Genomic DNA, 18,085 nt, shown 5'->3' on the forward strand with positions numbered 1-18,085 from the left:
GCGCGGGCTGGACAGCCCGTTTGCGGGGAATTTGGATAGAAAGCGACTATCGAGTACCCAGCTGGTCACGGGAGAGAGAGGCCAGGGACACCCTCACCCTACTCGGGCCGCCCCGCCCCTCTCCCGAGGGAAGGGGCTGGATCAGAGCTCGGTGGGGACGATCAGGATGCCGGCGCGCAGGCCGTTCTTGACCCTGGGGTTGGGGAAGATGATACGCGCGCCCTGCTCCTCCACCAGCCAGCGGGTGCCGGCGATGTCCTCGGCCAGCAGGAAGCCCGGCTCCAGTTCGGTGAAGTTCTCGATGTCGGCCGGCAGGTGCAGCTTGAAGGCGTCGCTGTGCTTGATCACCTCGCGGGACACGGCGAACAGCTGCATGTCGCCCAGCGAGTCGGTTTGCGGCTCGCAGTTCTCGATCAGTTCGCGCAGGCGCTTCTCCAGCAGGTCGAGGTTGACCAGCTGGTTCTGGCCGAACGGTCGCGCCTTGCCCAGCTCCAGGGTGAAGGCCTCGGCGCCCAGCCGTGCGTAGGTATAGGAGCTAAAGGTGATGCCGGTCTTGCGCTGCAGCAGCACGGCGTCGATGCCGGCGGCGCTCAGGCGGGCCAGCTCGGCGCGCGAGTGCTCGCGGCCCTCGACGTAGGGATAGAGGGCGAACTGCTCGATCTTCGAACCACGGATCGCGGTGTGCAGGTCGTAGTGCAGACGGGTGCGCCCTTCCTTGCCGAAGAAGACCGCCGCATGGCGCTCCAGCTCGTTGGCGCGCAGGGCCTCGAAGCCGCTGCTCTGCTCGTGGCGACCGTCGAACAGGCGGTTGATGTCCTGCTCCACGTAGCGCTCGCCCCGGCGCATGGCCTCGGGGTTGCCGAACAGGAACAGGATGCGCGCCCTGGGCAGCAGCTGCCCGGACGCCACCGCCTGCACCAGACGGTCGAGCAGTTCGATCGGCGCCGTCTCGTTGCCGTGGATACCGGCCGACAGCAGCAGGTCGAGGCCGCTGTCCTCGCTGGCCGGCGGGGTCACCTCCAGCGCGCCCTCGCCCAGCCAGTGCAAGCGTGCGCCCTCGCGGGTCAGCTGAATCTTCTCGGTCGGCTCGCGGCCGGCCAGGGTCAGTTCGAGCAGTTTGCCGAGGGCGAGCATATAACTACCTCAGAGCCTGTTTACGATCTCGCGAGCTAGAGCCAGGTTAGGCAAAAACAGGCGAGGAAGCGCAGTTTATAAGTGATAGATGAGCATGACTCACTGCGTTCGCCCTTCGGGCCGCGCTTTAGCGCGTTAGCAGCAAGCTGCTTTCCGAGCCTGTTTTTAACGACACCTGGCCGACGCGCAGCAGATCGTAAACAGGCTCTCAGTGGTTGCAGTCGGGGCCGTGGACGTGGTCTTCGTCGTCATCGCCGGCCAGGTCGGCCGGTTCCATTTCCAGCTGCAGGCCGACCAGGTTGGTGGCCTGCGGGCGCAGCAGCAGGTTGGCGTACTCGGTGTCGCCCTCCTCCACGTCCACGCCGATCAGCAGTTGGTCGCCGACCGCCTGGATCCACACTTCCCGGCCCTGCCAGACCACGGCGAAGCGGGTGCAGGAGGTTTCCAGCTGGGTGCCGTCGGTATCTTCGAGGATGAGTTGCAGGGCTTCGGACATGTTCAGGACTCTCAGGCGAGTTGGAAGGGGTAGACGGAGCCCAGTTTAAGGATCCGGGTCAGTTCATCCAATGCCGTGCGGCATTCGATCAGCAGTTGCGGGTCGGCCAGGTCGCTCTCGGTCAGGCGGTCGCGGTAGTGCTTGTCGACCCAGGCGTTGAGGGTGTCGAACAGCGTCGGCGTCATCACCACGCCCGGGTTGACCGCCGCCAGTTCCCGCTCGTTGAGCGCCACGCGCAGGCGCAGGCAGGCCGGGCCGCCGCCGTTCTGCATGCTCTGCTTAAGGTCGAATACCTTGACCTCGCGGATCGGGCCGTTGCCGCGGGTCAGCTCGCTCAGGTAGTTCCACACGTTGGTGTTGTTGCGGCACTCCTCCGGCACGATCAGCAGCATGCCGCCGTCTTCGCGGGTCAGCAGCTGGCTGTTGAACAGGTAGGAGCGTACCGCGTCGTCGACGCTCACGGCGTCGCGCGGCACTCTCACCGGCTGGAAGTTGCCGCCGCGGCGGGCCAGCTTGTCGCCCAGCTCGGCCAGCACCTTGTCGGTGTCGAGGAAGGCATCCTGGTGATAGAACAGCACCTCGCCATTGCCCACCGAGATCACGTCGTTGTGGAACACGCCCTGGTCGATCACATCCGGATTCTGCTGGGCGTAGACCACGCCGTCGTCGGACAGGCCGTGCAGGCGGGCCACCGCCTGGCAGGCTTCCAGGGTCTGCCGCGCCGGGTAGCGCTGGGGTGCCGGGAAGCGGCTGTCGAAGGCGCTGCGGCCGAACACGAAGAATTCCACGCCGGCTTCGCCATAACCCTTGCAGAAGCGGGTGTGGTTGGCCGCACCCTCGTCGCCGAACTGGCCCACGGCCGGTAGCGCGGCGTGATGGGCGAAGTGCTGCTCATCATTGAACATGGCGCGTAGCACGCGGCTGGTGGTCGGGTGCTCGATGGAGCGGTGGAACTTGCAGTTGAGATTGGCGGCGGTGAAGTGCACACGGCCGTCCGCGGTGTCGGCGCTGGGGCTGACGGTGCAGGAGTTGGCCGTCCACATGCTGGACGCGGAGCTGACGGCGGCCAGCAACGGCATGGATTCCCTGGCTGCCTTGGCGATCACTTCGGCGTCGGTGCCGGTAAAGCCCAGGCTGCGCAGGGCGGCGACGTCCTGGCGCTCCTGCGGGGCGAACACGCCCTGCTTGAAGCCCATGTCCATCAGCGCCTTCATCTTGCCCAGCCCCTGCCGGGCCGCTTCCTTCGGGCTGGAGACCGCCTGGCTGTTGCTCTGCGACGCCACGTTGCCGTAGGACAGGCCGCCGTAGTTGTGGGTCGGGCCGACCAGACCGTCGACGTTCATTTCATAGGCGGACATCACAGACTCACTCCCGGGGTCAGGGTGGCGGGCAGGCTCAGGGTTTCGCTTTCCAGCGAGGCGACCGGATAAGCGCAGTAGTCGGCCGCGTAGTAGGCGCTGGCGCGATGGTTGCCGGAGGCGCCCACGCCGCCGAACGGCGCGCTGCTGGCGGCGCCGGTCAGCTGCTTGTTCCAGTTGACGATGCCGGCGCGGCTCTCGATCAGGAACTGTTCGTAGCGCTCGGGCGAATCGGACAGCAGGCCGGCGGCCAGGCCGTACTGGGTATTGTTGGCCTCGCGGATGGCGCCCTCGAAGTCGTCGTAGCGGATCACCTGCAGCAGAGGGCCGAAGAATTCCTCGTCGACGCGCTCGGCGACCTCGCTCACGTCGAGGATGCCCGCGGTCAGCAGCGCGGCGTTGGGCACCGGCTGGATCATTTCCAGCAGCACCGTGGCGCCCTTGTCGAGCAGGTGGCGCTGGGCCTTGAGCAGGTGCTCGGCGGCGGCCAGGGAGATCACCGAGCCCATGAACGGCGCTGGCTGTTCGTCGAAGGCGCCGACCTTGAGGGTCGAGGCCACCGCCACCAGACGCGCCAGCAGGGCGTCGCCCCACTCGCCGCGCTGCACCAGCAGGCGGCGCGCGCAGGTGCAGCGCTGGCCGGCGGAGATGAAGGCGGACTGGATGATGGTGTAGACGGCGGCGTCCAGATCCTTGACCTCATCCACCACCAGCGGGTTGTTGCCACCCATCTCCAGCGCCAGGATCTTGTCCGGGCGGCCGGCGAACTGGGCGTGCAGCAGGTTGCCGGTGCGGCTGGAGCCGGTGAAGAACAGGCCGTCGATGTCGGCATGGCCGGCCAGGGCCACGCCGGTCTCGCGGGCGCCCTGCACCAGGTTGAGTACGCCGGCCGGCAAGCCGGCCTCGATCCAGCACTTGACCGTCAGCTCGGCGACCTTGGGGGTCAGCTCGCTGGGCTTGAACACTACCGCGTTGCCGGCCAGCAGCGCCGGCACGATATGGCCGTTGGGCAGGTGGCCGGGGAAGTTGTAGGGGCCGAACACGGCGACCACGCCATGCGGCTTGTGGCGCAGAATCGCCGTCGCATCCGCCAGCGGGCCGCTCTTCTCGCCGGTACGCTCGCGGTAGCTCTGGATGGAGATGGCGACCTTGTTGACCATGCTGGTCACCTCGGTGGCGGACTCCCACAGCGGCTTGCCGGTCTCCTCGCCGATGGCCCGGGCCAGCTCGTCGGCATGGCTCTTCAGGGTGGCGGCGAAGCGCTCGAGGATGGCGATGCGCTCGTCCAGCGGACAACGCGCCCAGGCCGGGAAGGCGGCACGGGCGGCGGCGACGGCGGCGGCGACCTGGGCGGCGTCGGCGCCCTGGCCGCTCCACACGGCCTGCTGGGTCACCGGATTGAGCGAGTCGAAGGCCTCGCCCTGCCCGGCCTGCCAGAGACCGGCGATGTAGTGGGTGGTCATTGCTTGCTCTCCTTGGCCGACAGCGGCACGGCGCGCACCTGGCTACCGGCGCTCATCTGCAGGCGCTTGGCGGTCTGCGGGTCGACCACCAGGGTGCCGGAGGCCACCCGCGCCGGGGCGGCGGCGATGCGACAGTCCTGGCGCTTGCGGTTGTGGATCAGGTAGGGGATGGCGTCCTCGCCCGGGGTGCCCACGGCCAGCACCAGGGTCTGGCTGTCGCGCACCGCGCGGATCTTGTCGGTCTCCACTTCGATGGCCGGGCCGGCGTCGAAGATGTCGACGTAGCCCTGGTAGCTGAAGCCCTCGCCCTTGAGCATGGCCAGCGCCGGCTCGGTGTCCGGGTGGACGCGGCCGATGACGCCGCGCGCCTCCTCGGAGAGGAAGCAGGTGTAGAGCGGGAACTTGGGCATCAGCTCGGCGATGAAGGCCTTGTTGCCGACGCCGGTGAGGTAGTCGGCCTGGCTGAATTCCATCTTGAAGAAGTGCCGGCCCAGGCTTTCCCAGAACGGCGAGCGGCCGCCGGCGTCGGACATGCCGCGCATCTCGGCGATCACCTTGTCGCCGAACAGCTCGCGGAACTCGGCGATGAACAGGAAGCGCGCCTTGGACAGCAGACGGCCGTTGAGCCCGCTGCGGTGGTCGGCGTGGAGGAACAGCGAGCACAGTTCGGAGTTGCCGGTCAGGTCGTTGGCCAGGAACAGGGTCGGGATCTCGCGGTGGATCTTCAGTTCCTGGGAGGCACTGACGGTGAGGCCGACCCGGTAGTTGTACCAGGGCTCGCGCAGGCCCACGGCGCCGGCCACGGCGGAGATGCCGACGACCTTGCCGTCGTCGTCCTCGAGCACGAACAGGTAGTCGGCGTCGGCCCGCTCGGCTTCGCCGTTGAAGGTCTTCTCCGCCCAACCGACCCGGTGCGCCAGGCGCTCCTCGTTGGCCGGCAGGGTGGTCAGGCCGGTGCCGGTGCTGCGGGCCAGGTCGATCAGCGCCGGCAGGTCGGCGCTACGGACGGGACGAACGATCATATTGCCTCCAGAATTCTTTCCCCGCTCGGGGCTGGGGATGAAGGAAACACCCTCATCCGGCCCTGCGGGCCACCTTCTCCCGGCGGGAGAAGGGTCAAAGCATCAAACCGCCACCAGCCGGACGCTGGCGCCCTCGCCCACCGCCAGGACCTCGGCCGCTTCCGGGCTCAGGGTCACCGGCTTGCCGGGCACCCAGTCGAGCTCGGCGATGATGGCGCGGAAGTCCTGCAGCTGGCCGTTGCACACCAGGTACTGGCGCCCGCCCTTGCCCGGCTCGCCGATGCGCACCGGCACCACCCGGCTCTGGGCGATGGAGCGGATGCCCGAAGTGCGCGCGTGCAGGGTCGGGCCGCCGTCGAAGATGTCGATGTAGTGGTCGGTCTCGAAGCCTTCGCGCATCAGGATGTCGAAGGTCACCTGGGCACGGCTGTAGACCTGGCCCATGGCTTCCTGGGCGCTGTCCGGCAGCAGCGGCACGTAGATCGGGTAGTGCGGCATCAGCTCGGCGAGGAAGGTGCGGCTCTTCAGCCCGCACAGGCGCTCGGCGTCGGTGTAGCGCATGTCGAAGAAGTTGCGGCCGACCGCGTCCCAGAACGGCGAGTCGCCCTGCTCGTCGCTGTAGCCGACGATCTCCACCACCACCGCGTCGGCGAAGCGCTCGGGATGAGCAGCCATGAACAGCAGGCGGCCGCGGGAGTTGAGTTCGGCGAAGGGGCTGTCGACCAAGTCGCGCTGCACGTAGAAGCTGGTCAGCAGGCTGTTGCCGGTGAGGTCGTGGCACAGCGAAAGGACGTGGATCTTGTTGTGGATCTTCAGCTCGCGCGAGGCGTGCACGAAGGTCTCGTTGCGGAAGCTGTAGAAGGGTTCCGAGTAGCCCGCCGAGGCGACGATGGCCGAGCAGCCGACCAGCTTGCCGCTGGCCGCGTCCTCGAGGACGAAGAAGTAGCTCTCCTCGCCGTTGAAGCTGACTTCGGCGGCGAAGGAGGCCTCGGACGCGGCGATCTTGTCGCCCAGGCGGCCGGCGTCGTCGGGCAGCGAGGTGACGCCCACCGGGCTGTCCGCGGCCAGACGCTGTACCTCGGCAAGGTCCGACATCTGCGCAGGGCGCATCACCAGCATGGCGTCACTCCTTCAGGAACCGCACTCCGCCACGGCGGAGCGTCTCTCGAATAAAAGCTCCAAAAGGCGCGCGGCCCTCTGGAGAAAAGATCGGAACGCAATCCGATCACGCATGGAACGGCTCTTCCTGAGCGCACGGCGGCGCCTCCCTGCGCCACCGCTGCCGGTCACGGGCGGATCAGCCCTGGACCAGCTTGGCCACGGCCCGCTCGAAGCGGTCCAGGCCTTCGTCGATGTCGGCGTCTTCAACCACCAGGCTGGGGGCGAAGCGCACGGTGTCCGGGCCGGCCTGCAGCACCATCACGCCCTCGGCGGTGGCGGCGTCCAGCACGCTCTTGGCCTTGCCCTTCCAGGCGTCGGTCAGGGCGCAGCCGAGCAGCAGGCCGAGGCCGCGGATCTCGCTGAACAGGCCGTACTGCTCGCCGATCGCCTGCAGGCGCTGCTTGAAGCGCGCGTGCTTGGCCTTGACGCCGTTCAGCACTTCCGGGGTGTTGACGATGTCCAGCACCGCCTCGGCCACCGCGCAGGCCAGCGGGTTGCCGCCGTAGGTGGTGCCGTGGGTGCCGACGGCCAGGTGCTTGGCCAGCTCGGTGGTGGTCAGCATGGCGCCAATGGGGAAACCGCCGCCCAGGCTCTTGGCGCTGGAGAGGATGTCCGGGGTGACGCCGTAATGCATGTAGGCGAACAGCTCACCGGTGCGACCCATGCCGCTCTGCACTTCGTCGAAGATCAGCAGCGCGTTGTGCTGGTCGCACAGCTGGCGGGCGCCTTCCAGGTAGGCCCGGTCGGCCGGCAGCACGCCGCCCTCGCCCTGGATCGGCTCGATCACCACGGCGCAGGTCTTGTCGGAGATGGCCGCCTTCAGGGCGTCCAGGTCGTTGTACGGGATATGGCTGATGCCCTCGATCTTCGGCCCGAAGCCATCGGAATACTTGGGCTGACCGCCGACGCTGACGGTGAACAGGGTGCGGCCGTGGAAGCTGTTGAGCGCGGCGATGATCTCGTACTTCTCCGGACCGAAGCGATCATGGGCGACGCGGCGGGCCAGCTTGAACGCGGCCTCGTTGGCCTCGGCGCCGGAGTTGCAGAAGAACACGCGCTCGGCGAAGGTGGCGTCCACCAGCTTGTGGGCCAGGCGCAGGGTCGGCTCGTTGGTGAACACGTTGGAGATGTGCCACAGGGTGTTGGCCTGCTCGGTCAGCGCCTTGACCAGCGCCGGGTGGCAGTGGCCGAGGGAATTGACGGCGATGCCGCCGGCGAAGTCGATCAGCTCGCGACCGCTCTGGTCCCAGACTCGCGAGCCCTGGCCGCGCACCGGAATGAAGGCGGCTGGAGCATAGTTGGGCACCAGGTACTGGTCGAAATCGGCGCGTTGCACCGGCTCGTGCTGAACGGACATCGGGGCTCTCCTGAAGAAGGCACACAGGTGATGAAAGGATTGTAGGGACTGCCCACGGGCCCGCATTGTCGCCATGCGACAACTTCTTACAGCGGCCACCCGTGATTTTCCGGGGCTTTCGGCAATGCGACAGAAAGGTCCGGAATTGCGCAGTTTAAACACTGTGCGAGGGGATCGGGGCAAATTGGCGAGCTGCGGATTGGCTCGGTGTCGCAACAGGGAGGGAACCGGAACAGGCGGACAGCATTCTCCCGAATTACTGACGAACATCCGCAGGCTTGCCCAGCACTGCGAAACCACCCGCTTCTTCTGCGATAGCCCACCCCCACATGTCGGGTATGTAGGACTCGGGCCTCAAGGCGTGCCCCTCTAGATTCCAGCGCCACAGTTCACGCCAAAACTCTGGAACCTCTTCGTCATAACAACGAATCACCGCATCGGCCGGGAAAGCACCAGGACTGGGCGCGGGACCGAAGGCATGGCATGCATAGGCGAAACGGTACCACTGATAGTCCGGCATGATCGTAAGACCATCGCGCCGATACAAAAGGAACGCAGCAAGCTGGCCATCGTGTCGGCGCAAGATCAGGTAGCGCTCGAACTCAGGACGCTGCGAAGGCGAGTCCACCAGCATGAAATCTCCAGCTGCCAGCTGCGATACATCCACGCGCGGCAGCGTATCTCCAGCATTGGCAGGCAATCCCATGGCGCCACCAAACAAGCGCGCCACACCGAATACTCCCACAGCCGAGAAAGCCACCGCGGCCGCTACCAACCACTTGCGCCTCGCCGGCATGACGATACCTCCTGTATCGAACAAACAGAGCCGAGACTACAAGCCGGCGCCAGCGGCCGGCATGCGACACGGAGCCTCAGCCGCGCTCGGCGGCAGCCGGCGCGATCTCGAACGGACTGGCGCTGCGCCGCTGGTTGCGGTCTTCCCGCGGCGTGGCGCCGAAGAAGTTGCGGTAGGCGCTGGAGAAGTGCGGCCCGGAAGAGAACCCGCACGACAGGCCGATCTGGATGATCGACTTGCTGGTCTGCATCAGCAGCTGGCGCGCCTTGTTCAGGCGCAGTTCCAGGTAGTACTGGCTGGGCACGCGATTGAGGTACTGCTTGAAGATGCGTTCCAGCTGGCGCCGCGACACGCACACGTGCTGGGCGATCTCGTCGGTGGTCAGCGGCTCCTCGATGTTGGCCTCCATCAGCAGCACCGCCTGGGTCAGCTTGGGATGGCTGGAGCCGATGCGATTCTGCAGCGGAATGCGCTGGCGCTCGCCACCCTCGCGGATGCGCTCGACCACCAGCTCCTCGCTCACCGCGCCGGCCAGTTCGGCGCCGTGGTCGCGGGCCAGCACGGCCAGCAGCAGGTCGAGCACGGCCAGGCCGCCGCAGGCGGTCAGGCGGTCCCGGTCCCAGTCGAACAGGTGGCTGGTGGCGATGACCTTGGGGAAGCGCTCGGTGAAGTCGTCCTGCCAGCGCCAGTGCACGGCGGCGCGGTAGCCGTCGAGCAGGCCGAGCTGGGCCAGAGGGTAGACGCCGGCGGACAGGCCGCCGATGGCGAGGCCGCCACGGGCCAGCTGCTTGAGCGCCGAGGCCAGCCCCGGAGCGACCTGGGCCGGCGGTTCGTCGGCCAGCAGGAACAGCTTGTGGCAGCCCTCCAGCCGCCCGGCCCAGGGTTCGCCGGGCATCTGCCAGGCGCCTTGGACCGGCGCTTCAGCCTGCAGGAAGCGCAGTTCGTAGACGACCTCCGGGTGGACGCGCTGCGCCACGCGCAGGGCTTCTTCGGCCAGGGCCAGGGTCATAGGCCTGGTTTCCGGCCAGATGAGGAAACCGATGCAGTGGGCAGTGGACGTCATGGGAGGAGTCTAGTGCCTACTTCAGGCTGCCGGAAAGGAACTGCTTGAGGCGCTCGGACTGCGGGTTGGCCAGCACCTCCTTCGGGCAGCCGGTTTCTTCCACCAGGCCCTTGTGCAGGAAGATCAGCTGGTTGGAGACCTCGCGGGCGAAGCCCATCTCGTGGGTCACCACAACCATGGTGCGGCCTTCCACGGCCAGGTCCTTCATCACCTTGAGCACTTCGCCGACCAGCTCGGGGTCGAGCGCCGAGGTCGGCTCGTCGAACAGCATGACTTCCGGCTCCATCGCCAGGGCACGGGCGATGGCCACGCGCTGCTGCTCGCCGCCGGACATGTGCGCCGGGTAGGCGCCCTTGCGGTGCGCCACGCCGACCTTGGCCAGGTAGTGCTCGGCCTTCTCGATGGCCTCTTTCTTCGGCACGCCGAGCACGTGCACCGGCGCCTCGATGACGTTGTCCAGGGCGCTCATGTGCGACCACAGGTTGAAGTGCTGGAACACCATGGACAGGCGCGAGCGCATGCGCTGCAGCTGCTTGGCGTCGGCCGCCTTGAGCGCGCCTTCCTTGTTCTTCACCAGCTTGAGTTCTTCGCCGTTGAGCAGGATCTTGCCGGCGTGGGGCTGCTCGAGCATGTTGATGCAGCGCAGGAAGGTGCTCTTGCCCGAGCCGCTGGAGCCGATGATGCTGATCACGTCGCCGGCCTTGGCCGCCAGCGACACGCCTTTCAGCACTTCGTGGTCGCCGTAGCGCTTGTGCAGGTCCTGGATTTCGAGTTTGTACATGGTCTCGGCTCTCGATATCGAATACGGGGGACGCGCGGCTCAGGCCTTGCGCGGCGCGAGGTAGACCAGCCAGCGGCGCTCGGCCAGCTTGAACAGGCGCACCAGGATGAAGGTCAGGCAGAGGTAGAAGACGCCGGCGGTGATGTAGGCCTCGAACGGCAGGTAGTACTGCGAGCTCACGGTCTTGGCCGCGCCGGTGATGTCGATCAGGGTCACTACCGAGGCCAGGCTGGTGGTGTGCAGCATCATGATCACCTCGTTGCTGTACTGCGGCAGCGCGCGGCGCAGGGCAGACGGCAGGAGGATGCGGCGGTACAGCTTGGCGCGCGACATGCCCATGGCCTTGGCCGCCTCGATCTCGCCGTGGGGCGTGGCCTTGAGGCTGCCGGCGAGGATTTCCGCGCTGTAGGCGCTGGTGTTGATGGCGAACGCCAGGCAGGCGCAGAAGGTGGCGTTGGACAGGTACGGCCACATGAAGCTCTCGCGCACCGCCTCGAACTGGGCCAGGCCGTAGTACAGCAGGTACAGCTGCACCAGCATCGGCGTGCCGCGGATGACGTAGGTGTAGAGCCAGGCCGGGAAGTTGATCGCCGGCTGCCTGGACACCCGCATCAGCGCCAGCGGCACGGCCAGCGCCAGGCCGAACGCCAGGGCGACCGCCAGCAGCTTGAGGGTGACCAGCACGCCGCCGAAGTACAGCGGCAGGCTGTCGAGTACCACGTTGTAGTCGAAAAGCATGGCAACTCCCTCAGATTTCGGCGGCTTTCACGCCGACCGAGTAGCGACGTTCGAGGTAGCGCAGCACCAGCAGCGACACGCTGGTCATGACCAGGTAGATGGCCGCCGCCAGCAGGATGTAGGTGAACGGCTCGCGGGTCGCGTCGCCGGCGCTCTTGGCGCGGGCCATCATGTCCTGCAGGCCGACCAGGGAGATCAGCGCCGTGGCCTTGACCAGCACCAGCCAGTTGTTGGTCACACCGGGGATCGCCAGGCGGATCATCTGCGGCACCAGGATGCGCAGGAACACCCGCAGCGAACTCATGCCGTAGGCCATGCCGGCCTCGCCCTGCCCTTTCGGGATCGCCATGAAGGCGCCACGGAAGGTCTCGGACAGGTAGGCGCCGTAAATGAAGCCCAAAGTGCCGACACCGGCGACGAAGGGGTTGATGTCGATGTAGTCGTCGAAGCCGACCAGCGGCGCGAGGCGGTTCACCAGGTCCTGGCCGCCGTAGAAGATCAGCAGGATCAGCACCAGGTCGGGAATGCCGCGGATCACGGTGGCGTAGGTCTCGCCCATCAGGGCCAGCCATTTCACCGGGGACAGGCGGAACGCCGCGCCGATCAGGCCGAGCGTGACGGCCACCGCCATCGACAGCAGGGCCAGCTGCACGGTGAGCCAGGCGCCCTCGAGAATGGTCGAGCCGTAGCCGTTGAACATGAAATCTATCCTCTGCAGACAGCAGGAGCGCTCCTGCTCGGAGCGAGGGCGGAGGCGACTGCTCGTCGCTGACGCGACGCCCTCCCGGCAAGCGTAGCCCGGATGGTGTCCGGGCTAACGGGACGCCGCTCCCACGGATGGGAGAGGCGCCCGCCGGGAAGATTGAGCGGCGTTACTCGCCGTAGACGTTGAACTGGAAGTACTTGTCCTGCACTTCCTGGTACTTGCCGTTGGCGCGGATCGCCAGGATGGCGGCGCTGATCTTGTCGGCCAGGGCCTTGTCGCCCTTGCGCACGGCGATGCCCTGGCCTTCGCCGAAGTATTTCTCGTCGGTGAAGTCCGGGCCCACCAGGGCGAAGCCCTTGCCGGCGTCGGTCTTGAGGAAGCCGTCGTCGATGTTGACCACGTCGGCCAGGGTGGCGTCGAGGCGGCCGGAGGCCAGGTCGAGGAAGATTTCGTTCTGCGAGCTGTAGCGCACGATCTCGGCGCCGGCCGGGGCGAAGACGTCGCTGGCGTAGCGGTCGTAGATGGAGGAGCGCTGCACGCCGATCTTCTTGCCCTTGAGGCCGGCCACGTCGGTGTACTCGCTGCCGGCCTTCATCGCCAGGCGCGCCGGGGTGGCGTAGTACTTGCCGGTGAAGTCGACGGAGCGCTTGCGCTCCTCGGTGATGGACATGGACGACAGGATGGCGTCGAACTTGCGCACCTTCAGCGCCGGGATCAGGCCGTCGAACTCCTGCTCGATCCACTTGCACTCGACCTTCATCTCGGCGCACAGGGCGTTGCCGATGTCGTAGTCGAAGCCGGTGATCTTGCCGTCCGGGGTCTTGTAGGCGAAGGGCGGGTAGGCCGCCTCGATGCCAATGCGCAGGGGTTTCTCATCTGCCTGAACCAGCGCACTGAAAGCGGTCAGCGCCAGCGCGCCGAGAAGTACGATCTTCTTCATCTTGTGCTCCTTCGAATGGGGTACCGCATGGGCAGAATGAATTCGCCATGGCCGTGGGTGAATTGTAGAAAGTGTCCCCGTCTTTGCCGGCATGGATGCCCGGCGAGAGGGTTTGGCCAAGTGGGCGGCATTCTATCGACCAGGGGTAGGTCGATATTTCTTCAAAGCGACAACAAATTACAGAAGCCCAGGACAGGCGCGGCGCGCATATTGACAGGCCATCCAAAAGATGACCAGCGAGACAGAAATGCAAACCCCGTTACAAAGCAATAAGCGGGCCAGCATTCCCCACTCCCCTCCTGCCACCGGGTTTCAGCCGCCCTCGCCGTCCTGGCCACGCACCACGAACGGGCGAGGTGTTTCTCCTCCACCCCGAAAGTGGGCAGGTTTGTTACCGGCGCCCACTCCACCTGGTGGAAGCAACCCAGGGAACAATCTTTGTGGGAGCGACCTTGGTCGCGATGTTTTTGCGGGCACTCATCGCGACCAAGGTCGCTCCCACCCCTACTCCTTCCCTGCTCTCAACCCGTGCCTACAACTCGAACGCCTGGTTCTGCAGCGGCACGCAGGCGCTCCAGCCCAGCTCGCGCTGGATGCGCTCGCGCAGCGCCTCCGAGGCATCCGCCTCGCCATGCACGATGAAGACCTTGCGCGGCGCCCGGCGGAAGCCGGACAGCCAGCGCATCAGTTCGTCGCTGTCGGCGTGGGCCGACATCATCGGCAGCTCGGCAACCTCGGCGTTCACCGGCAGCCACTGGCCGTACACCTTGGTCTCCCGCGCGCCTTCCAGCAGCTTGCGGCCGCGTGTGCCGGCGGCCTGGTAGCCGGAGAACAGCAGGGTGTTGCGGTGGTCCGGGGCGAAGGCGGCGATGTGGTGCAGCACCCGCCCGCCGGTGGCCATGCCGCTGGCCGAGATGATCACCTTCGGGTAGCGGTTGGCCGACAGGGCCTTGGATTCCTCCACGTCGCGCACGTAGGTGGCCGAGTCGCAGGCGGCCTCGTATTCCTGCGCCGACAAGCGGTGGTCCTTCGGGTAGCGGTGCAGCAGCTCGCTGGCGCTGGTCGCCATGGGGCTGTCGAGGTAGACCGGCAGGTTGTGCAGGCGACCGCTGCGGCGCAGTTGCCAGAGGCTGTGGATCAGTGACTGGGCGCGGCCGACGGCGAACGCGGGAATCACCACGGTGCCGCCGCGCTGGGCGGTGCGCTTGATCACCTCTTCCAGGGCGTCGAGCGGGTCGGCGGGATCGTGGTGGCGGTTGCCGTAGGTGGACTCGATCACCACGTAGTCGGCCTCCGGCACGTCCTCGGGGTCGAGCATCACCGGGTCGTCGTAGCGGCCCAGGTCGCCGGAGAACACCACGCGCCGGCCGCCGATGTCGATCTGCGCGGTGGCCGCGCCGAGGATGTGGCCGGCGCGGCGCAGCAGCAGGCGCGCGCCGCCGGGCAGCTCGACCTCCTGATGCAGCGGCGCCGGCTTGAACAGCTTGAGGGTGCGCTCGGCGTCGGCGACGCCGTACAGCGGCAGCGCCGGCTTGTGCTTGGAGAAGCCCTTGCGGTTGGCCAGCTCGGCGTCCTTCTCCTGCAGGAAGGCGCTGTCGCGCAGGATCAGCTCGGCCACGTCTCGGGTGGCCGGCGTCGAATGGATGCGCCCGGAAAAGCCGTCGAGCATCAGCCGCGGCAGGTAGCCACAATGGTCCAGGTGGGCATGGGTCAGCACCACCGCATCGATGTCGCCGGCGTTCACCGGCAGGCGCTGCCAGTTCAGCTCGCGCAGGTTCTTCAGGCCCTGGAACAGGCCGCAGTCGACGAGCAGGCGGGTGTCGCCGTGGGTGAGCAGGTGCTTGGAACCGGTGACGGTGCCGGCACCGCCGAGGCTGGTGAGAGTGAGCATGGTCGTCTTCCTCAATCGATGCCAGCCAGGCCGTCCTGAGCGACGACCTGGCAACGCAGGTGTTCTTTCAAGGCCAATGTGATCGCTGTAGGAGCGGCCTTGGCCGCGAACCGGGGCAACCCGGCAGAAGCTTCGCGGCCGAGGCCGCTCCCACAGTGATGAACAACAGGGGACAAGGGCTTCTTCAACGGGGCGCGTCCATCCGCAGGTCGGCGGCGGCGCCTTCGCCATCCAGGGCGCGTAGCTGCGCGGTATCGAACAGCGCCTCGCGCCGCCAGCCGGCGACCGCCGCGGCGGCCTCGACGGCGTGCGCCCAGGTGCAGCGGTTGGCGAACAGCATGCCTGCCACGTCGAGCGTGCCGCCCCGGCTGATGTAGCCGAGCGCGCGGGTCCTGTCCGGGCCTTCGTCCAGCCGGCGCAGCACGCCGAGCATCGGTTCGGGCCGGGTGTGGCACAGCAGCACGCGGGGCAGGCCGCGGGGGAACAGCGCGCGCAGAGCGTCGTCGTCCACCACGAAGGCCGCCTCGATCTCGTCACGGGGTATCCGCAGGCGGCCGGGCTCGACCACCACGGTGACGCAGGAGGCGTGGCCCCGGCGCGCCAGGTGGTCGTGCGCCGCCAGTGCCTCCTCCAGCTGGTAGGCGCCGATGGCGACGAACTGCACCTCGGCATGGCGCGGGTCGCCGACCACGTGCGCGGCGCCCCGCTCCACCAGCTCGCGGGCGGCCCGCGCGTCGAAGCGGCAGGCGGTGTCGCGCTTGGACACCACCAGGCAGCCGAGCTGGCCGCGCCCGCCGCACAGTTCGCCGAGCGCCGCCTGGGCGGTGTTGCCGTCCACCGGGAACAGCACCCGCGAGGTGTCGGACATCTCGCCCAGCAGCGCCTCGCCGATGGTCGGGTCCTGGTGGGACTGCTCGTTCTTCGAGTTCTCCCAGGTGTGCGAGGTGACGATCAGCGGCACCGACAGCCAGCCGGGCATCTGGCCGAGTACCTTCTGCCGGCGGGCGAAGATGATTTCCTGGCGCAGCAGGCCGAGCATCTTCACCGCGAACGCCTCGTAGCTGACGATCAGGTTCAGGCCGCCCTTGTTGCCCAGCGCCGCCGCGGCCACCGCTTCTTCGTTGAGCGCGGTGACCACCGCGCCGTGCAGCGACTCCGGCACGCCAGGCTCCGGCGCATTGACCCGGTGGCGCAGCAGCGCCAGGGTCTCGCCCATCTTGTTGCTGGCCAGTTCGTCCGGGTTGCCCACCCGCACGCGCAACTGCGGGTTGGCCTCGACCAGGGCGACGAACCAACGGTCCAGCGCACTCATGGCGCTACCGGCATCGCCCGGCGCGGCCCAGACCGGTTCGGGCAGCAGCGGCGGCGCCGGCCGACGGTGCGCCAGGGGATGCTCGCCCTCCCGCGGACGAGCACCAGCGCCGTGGTTGGCGAGGGTCGCCAGCGCCTCGTCGAGTTCCCGGGGCGGTACGAACAGGACGCGAGCGCCCGCGTTGAACACCTCGCGCACGTCGGCGTCCCGCTGCGGGTTGCCGGCCAGCGGCAGGTTGTGCGCGGCGTTGCTGCCGGCGCCGGGGAAGCCGAAGCCCTTCTCGGTCTCGGCGATCACGTAGGGCAGCGGCGCGGGATAGCAGCGCTGCGGGTCGCTAGCGAAGGCACGCAGGCGCTCCTCGGCATCGAGGATCGCCCAGGCGATGGCGGCCGGGTCACGGCCGTCGACGATCACCGGGGCGAAGCCGTTGTGGCGCAGGTCCTCGGCCAACCAGGGCGCACCGCCCTCCTGCACTATCTGGGTGCGCTGCTCGATGCGCCGGCCGTTGAGGATCATCACCGGAATGGCCAGGCCGCTGTCCTCGGCACGCCACCAGCGCGGCGCCCAGTCCGAGCCACGCTGCTCCTCGAACGCGCCGTCGCTGAGGAAGGCCACCAGGCTCTCGCCCGGCAGCGGCATGTGCACGTACTGCAGCCCGGCGAAGCCGAGGTAGCCGCCTTCGGAGACCGCGCCGGCGGTGTTCGGCCCGGCGTGGCTGCCCAGCGGCACGGCGGGCAGGCCCTTGCCGTCGATGGCGTAGGAGTAGAAGTCGGTGATCAGGCGCGACAGCCCCGCCTCGCTGCGGTCGTAGCGCCCGCGCTGGGCCGGCGACAGGTCACCGGTCAGCGCATTGATCGCCTCGATGGCCGCCACGCAGTGGCCCTGCCCCATCAGCCAGCCCCGGGTGGTGCCGCTCAGAGCGTTGGCCAGCAGGTAGCCGACGAAGGCCGGCACCATGTTCAGTGAGCCGCCGGTGTGGCCCTCCGGCGTCGCCTTGAAGTCCTCGGCGGCGAGGTCGGCGCCGGACAGGTCGATGCGCCGCGCATAGGTCATGTGCGCCACCACGCTCAGCGCCATGCAGGTCAGCCGGTCCGCCGCCGCGAGCAGCGCATGGGCCGTCCCGGCATCGGCGACGCGACCCTCGGCCACCAGGCGCGCGATCTGCGCCTGCAGGCGCTCCACGGTTTCCTCGCGATGGCGGATCGGGCCGAAGCCCGCCTGCCACCGCGCGAACGCATCCAAACCATCACTCATGCGAGGTGCCTCCTTTCCTGTGCCTGGCGCCATTCTCCGGCGCGGAGCCGGCGGCGACCCTGTTCCATGTCAATGCATCGCGCATCGGCCGCCGCGCTCCGCGGGGAGCGGAGCCAAACCGTAGCAGATTCCGGCCAGATGTAACCCGGGGCCGACCTGAAGCGCTAGGACCGCTTGCAGAACGGACAGAACAGTTCATCCGGGAAATCGTCCGCCGCGATGTCCGGACCGAGGACCTGGACCGAGATCGCGCCATGCTCGGTGCACTTTAGGTGCTGCCCGGCGCCCTGCCGCTCGACCGAGGAGATGTCCAGATCGTCCCAGCCGCACCACGGGCACTGACGGAGGGGCGCCGAGGTCTCGGCCAGGATGCTGATGGTCCAGCCACACTCGCCGCACGCCAGATGGTGCAGCGATTGGGCCGGTGAAACGCTCGAAGTCTTCGCGGTCATGGGTTGGTCTCCCGGCGAAACGATGTGGGCGATCGGCTGGCGCCTATGCTCATCCTCGAAGCGCGTCGGCGCCACCGCCCTGTTCTCGAAAGCTTGCTCAGATCACTGGATAGCAGGCGCCAAGGCTCTCCTGTGTGCGCCAGTGCCACTTTCTCGCCGGG

The 18,085-nt window shown here is 67.7% G+C and carries 16 protein-coding genes; all 16 read right to left on the reverse strand.

Features of this window, described 5'->3' with window-relative positions; all coding sequences use genetic code 11:
• Positions 1 to 141: 141 nt before the first annotated feature.
• Entirely contained in the window at positions 142 to 1,134 is a 993-nt protein-coding gene (astE, locus tag N5D30_RS00650) for a succinylglutamate desuccinylase (protein WP_279907219.1), read from the reverse strand.
• Positions 1,135 to 1,342: 208 nt separating this feature from the next.
• The gene (locus tag N5D30_RS00655) at positions 1,343 to 1,630 is read right to left on the reverse strand and encodes a topoisomerase II (RefSeq protein WP_220815023.1); all 288 of its coding nucleotides are present in this window, start codon (positions 1,628 to 1,630) and stop codon (positions 1,343 to 1,345) included.
• 11 nt (positions 1,631 to 1,641) lie between these two features.
• A complete protein-coding gene (gene astB, locus N5D30_RS00660) occupies positions 1,642 to 2,988 on the reverse strand; it encodes an N-succinylarginine dihydrolase (RefSeq protein WP_279907220.1) in 1,347 nt (448 codons plus the stop codon).
• Positions 2,988 to 4,451: a succinylglutamate-semialdehyde dehydrogenase gene (gene astD / locus N5D30_RS00665; RefSeq protein ID WP_279907221.1), complete on the reverse strand. Its 1,464-nt coding sequence runs from the start codon at positions 4,449 to 4,451 to the stop codon at positions 2,988 to 2,990. The genes astB and astD overlap by 1 nt, the downstream gene beginning before the upstream one ends.
• Positions 4,448 to 5,473, reverse strand: coding sequence for an arginine N-succinyltransferase (gene astA / locus N5D30_RS00670; protein WP_279904840.1), 1,026 nt, complete (start codon positions 5,471 to 5,473; stop codon positions 4,448 to 4,450). Before astA ends, astD begins: the two co-directional genes overlap by 4 nt.
• 102 nt (positions 5,474 to 5,575) lie before the next feature.
• Complete coding sequence (aruF, locus tag N5D30_RS00675; protein ID WP_220815027.1) at positions 5,576 to 6,592, reverse strand: arginine/ornithine succinyltransferase subunit alpha; 1,017 nt, start codon at positions 6,590 to 6,592, stop codon at positions 5,576 to 5,578.
• A gap of 178 nt (positions 6,593 to 6,770) precedes the next feature.
• On the reverse strand, positions 6,771 to 7,991 hold the full coding sequence (locus tag N5D30_RS00680; RefSeq protein WP_220815028.1) for an aspartate aminotransferase family protein: 1,221 nt from the start codon (positions 7,989 to 7,991) through the stop codon (positions 6,771 to 6,773).
• Positions 7,992 to 8,247: 256 nt separating this feature from the next.
• The gene (locus N5D30_RS00685; protein WP_279907222.1) at positions 8,248 to 8,787 is read right to left on the reverse strand and encodes a hypothetical protein; all 540 of its coding nucleotides are present in this window, start codon (positions 8,785 to 8,787) and stop codon (positions 8,248 to 8,250) included.
• A gap of 76 nt (positions 8,788 to 8,863) precedes the next feature.
• Positions 8,864 to 9,850 (reverse strand): transcriptional regulator ArgR, encoded by a 987-nt coding sequence (gene argR, locus N5D30_RS00690; protein WP_279907223.1) that lies wholly within the window; start codon positions 9,848 to 9,850, stop codon positions 8,864 to 8,866.
• A 16-nt stretch (positions 9,851 to 9,866) separates the two neighbouring features.
• Entirely contained in the window at positions 9,867 to 10,631 is a 765-nt protein-coding gene (locus tag N5D30_RS00695) for an ABC transporter ATP-binding protein (RefSeq protein ID WP_220815030.1), read from the reverse strand.
• A gap of 39 nt (positions 10,632 to 10,670) precedes the next feature.
• Entirely contained in the window at positions 10,671 to 11,369 is a 699-nt protein-coding gene (locus N5D30_RS00700) for an ABC transporter permease (RefSeq protein WP_279904842.1), read from the reverse strand.
• 10 nt (positions 11,370 to 11,379) lie between these two features.
• Positions 11,380 to 12,069, reverse strand: coding sequence for an ABC transporter permease (locus tag N5D30_RS00705; protein WP_220815032.1), 690 nt, complete (start codon positions 12,067 to 12,069; stop codon positions 11,380 to 11,382).
• A gap of 172 nt (positions 12,070 to 12,241) precedes the next feature.
• Complete coding sequence (locus N5D30_RS00710) at positions 12,242 to 13,015, reverse strand: ABC transporter substrate-binding protein (RefSeq protein ID WP_279904843.1); 774 nt, start codon at positions 13,013 to 13,015, stop codon at positions 12,242 to 12,244.
• A 532-nt stretch (positions 13,016 to 13,547) separates the two neighbouring features.
• Positions 13,548 to 14,906 carry an MBL fold metallo-hydrolase gene (locus tag N5D30_RS00715; protein ID WP_279907224.1) on the reverse strand — a complete coding sequence of 453 codons (1,359 nt, stop codon included), beginning with the start codon at positions 14,904 to 14,906 and terminating at the stop codon, positions 13,548 to 13,550.
• 184 nt (positions 14,907 to 15,090) lie between these two features.
• Entirely contained in the window at positions 15,091 to 17,472 is a 2,382-nt protein-coding gene (locus N5D30_RS00720; RefSeq protein WP_279907225.1) for a xylulose 5-phosphate 3-epimerase, read from the reverse strand.
• Positions 17,473 to 17,636: 164 nt separating this feature from the next.
• Entirely contained in the window at positions 17,637 to 17,924 is a 288-nt protein-coding gene (locus N5D30_RS00725) for a hypothetical protein (protein ID WP_279907226.1), read from the reverse strand.
• Positions 17,925 to 18,085 lie beyond the last annotated feature (161 nt).

Origin of the sequence: Pseudomonas sp. GD03875 (genome assembly GCF_029840585.1) — a bacterium.
GTDB classification, from domain to species: Bacteria; Pseudomonadota; Gammaproteobacteria; order Pseudomonadales; family Pseudomonadaceae; genus Aquipseudomonas; species Aquipseudomonas paralcaligenes.

Excerpts from the sequence above, each read along its gene's own strand:
- astE (WP_279907219.1), bottom strand. The coding sequence starts at position 1,134 with ATGCTCGCCCTCGGCAAACTGCTCGAACTGACCCTGGCCGGCCGCGAG.
- N5D30_RS00655 (WP_220815023.1), bottom strand. The coding sequence starts at position 1,630 with ATGTCCGAAGCCCTGCAACTCATCCTCGAAGATACCGACGGCACCCAG.
- astB (WP_279907220.1), bottom strand. The coding sequence starts at position 2,988 with ATGTCCGCCTATGAAATGAACGTCGACGGTCTGGTCGGCCCGACCCAC.
- astD (WP_279907221.1), bottom strand. The coding sequence starts at position 4,451 with ATGACCACCCACTACATCGCCGGTCTCTGGCAGGCCGGGCAGGGCGAG.
- astA (WP_279904840.1), bottom strand. The coding sequence starts at position 5,473 with ATGATCGTTCGTCCCGTCCGTAGCGCCGACCTGCCGGCGCTGATCGAC.
- aruF (WP_220815027.1), bottom strand. The coding sequence starts at position 6,592 with ATGCTGGTGATGCGCCCTGCGCAGATGTCGGACCTTGCCGAGGTACAG.
- N5D30_RS00680 (WP_220815028.1), bottom strand. The coding sequence starts at position 7,991 with ATGTCCGTTCAGCACGAGCCGGTGCAACGCGCCGATTTCGACCAGTAC.
- N5D30_RS00685 (WP_279907222.1), bottom strand. The coding sequence starts at position 8,787 with ATGCCGGCGAGGCGCAAGTGGTTGGTAGCGGCCGCGGTGGCTTTCTCG.
- argR (WP_279907223.1), bottom strand. The coding sequence starts at position 9,850 with ATGACGTCCACTGCCCACTGCATCGGTTTCCTCATCTGGCCGGAAACC.
- N5D30_RS00695 (WP_220815030.1), bottom strand. The coding sequence starts at position 10,631 with ATGTACAAACTCGAAATCCAGGACCTGCACAAGCGCTACGGCGACCAC.
- N5D30_RS00700 (WP_279904842.1), bottom strand. The coding sequence starts at position 11,369 with ATGCTTTTCGACTACAACGTGGTACTCGACAGCCTGCCGCTGTACTTC.
- N5D30_RS00705 (WP_220815032.1), bottom strand. The coding sequence starts at position 12,069 with ATGTTCAACGGCTACGGCTCGACCATTCTCGAGGGCGCCTGGCTCACC.
- N5D30_RS00710 (WP_279904843.1), bottom strand. The coding sequence starts at position 13,015 with ATGAAGAAGATCGTACTTCTCGGCGCGCTGGCGCTGACCGCTTTCAGT.
- N5D30_RS00715 (WP_279907224.1), bottom strand. The coding sequence starts at position 14,906 with ATGCTCACTCTCACCAGCCTCGGCGGTGCCGGCACCGTCACCGGTTCC.
- N5D30_RS00720 (WP_279907225.1), bottom strand. The coding sequence starts at position 17,472 with ATGAGTGATGGTTTGGATGCGTTCGCGCGGTGGCAGGCGGGCTTCGGC.
- N5D30_RS00725 (WP_279907226.1), bottom strand. The coding sequence starts at position 17,924 with ATGACCGCGAAGACTTCGAGCGTTTCACCGGCCCAATCGCTGCACCAT.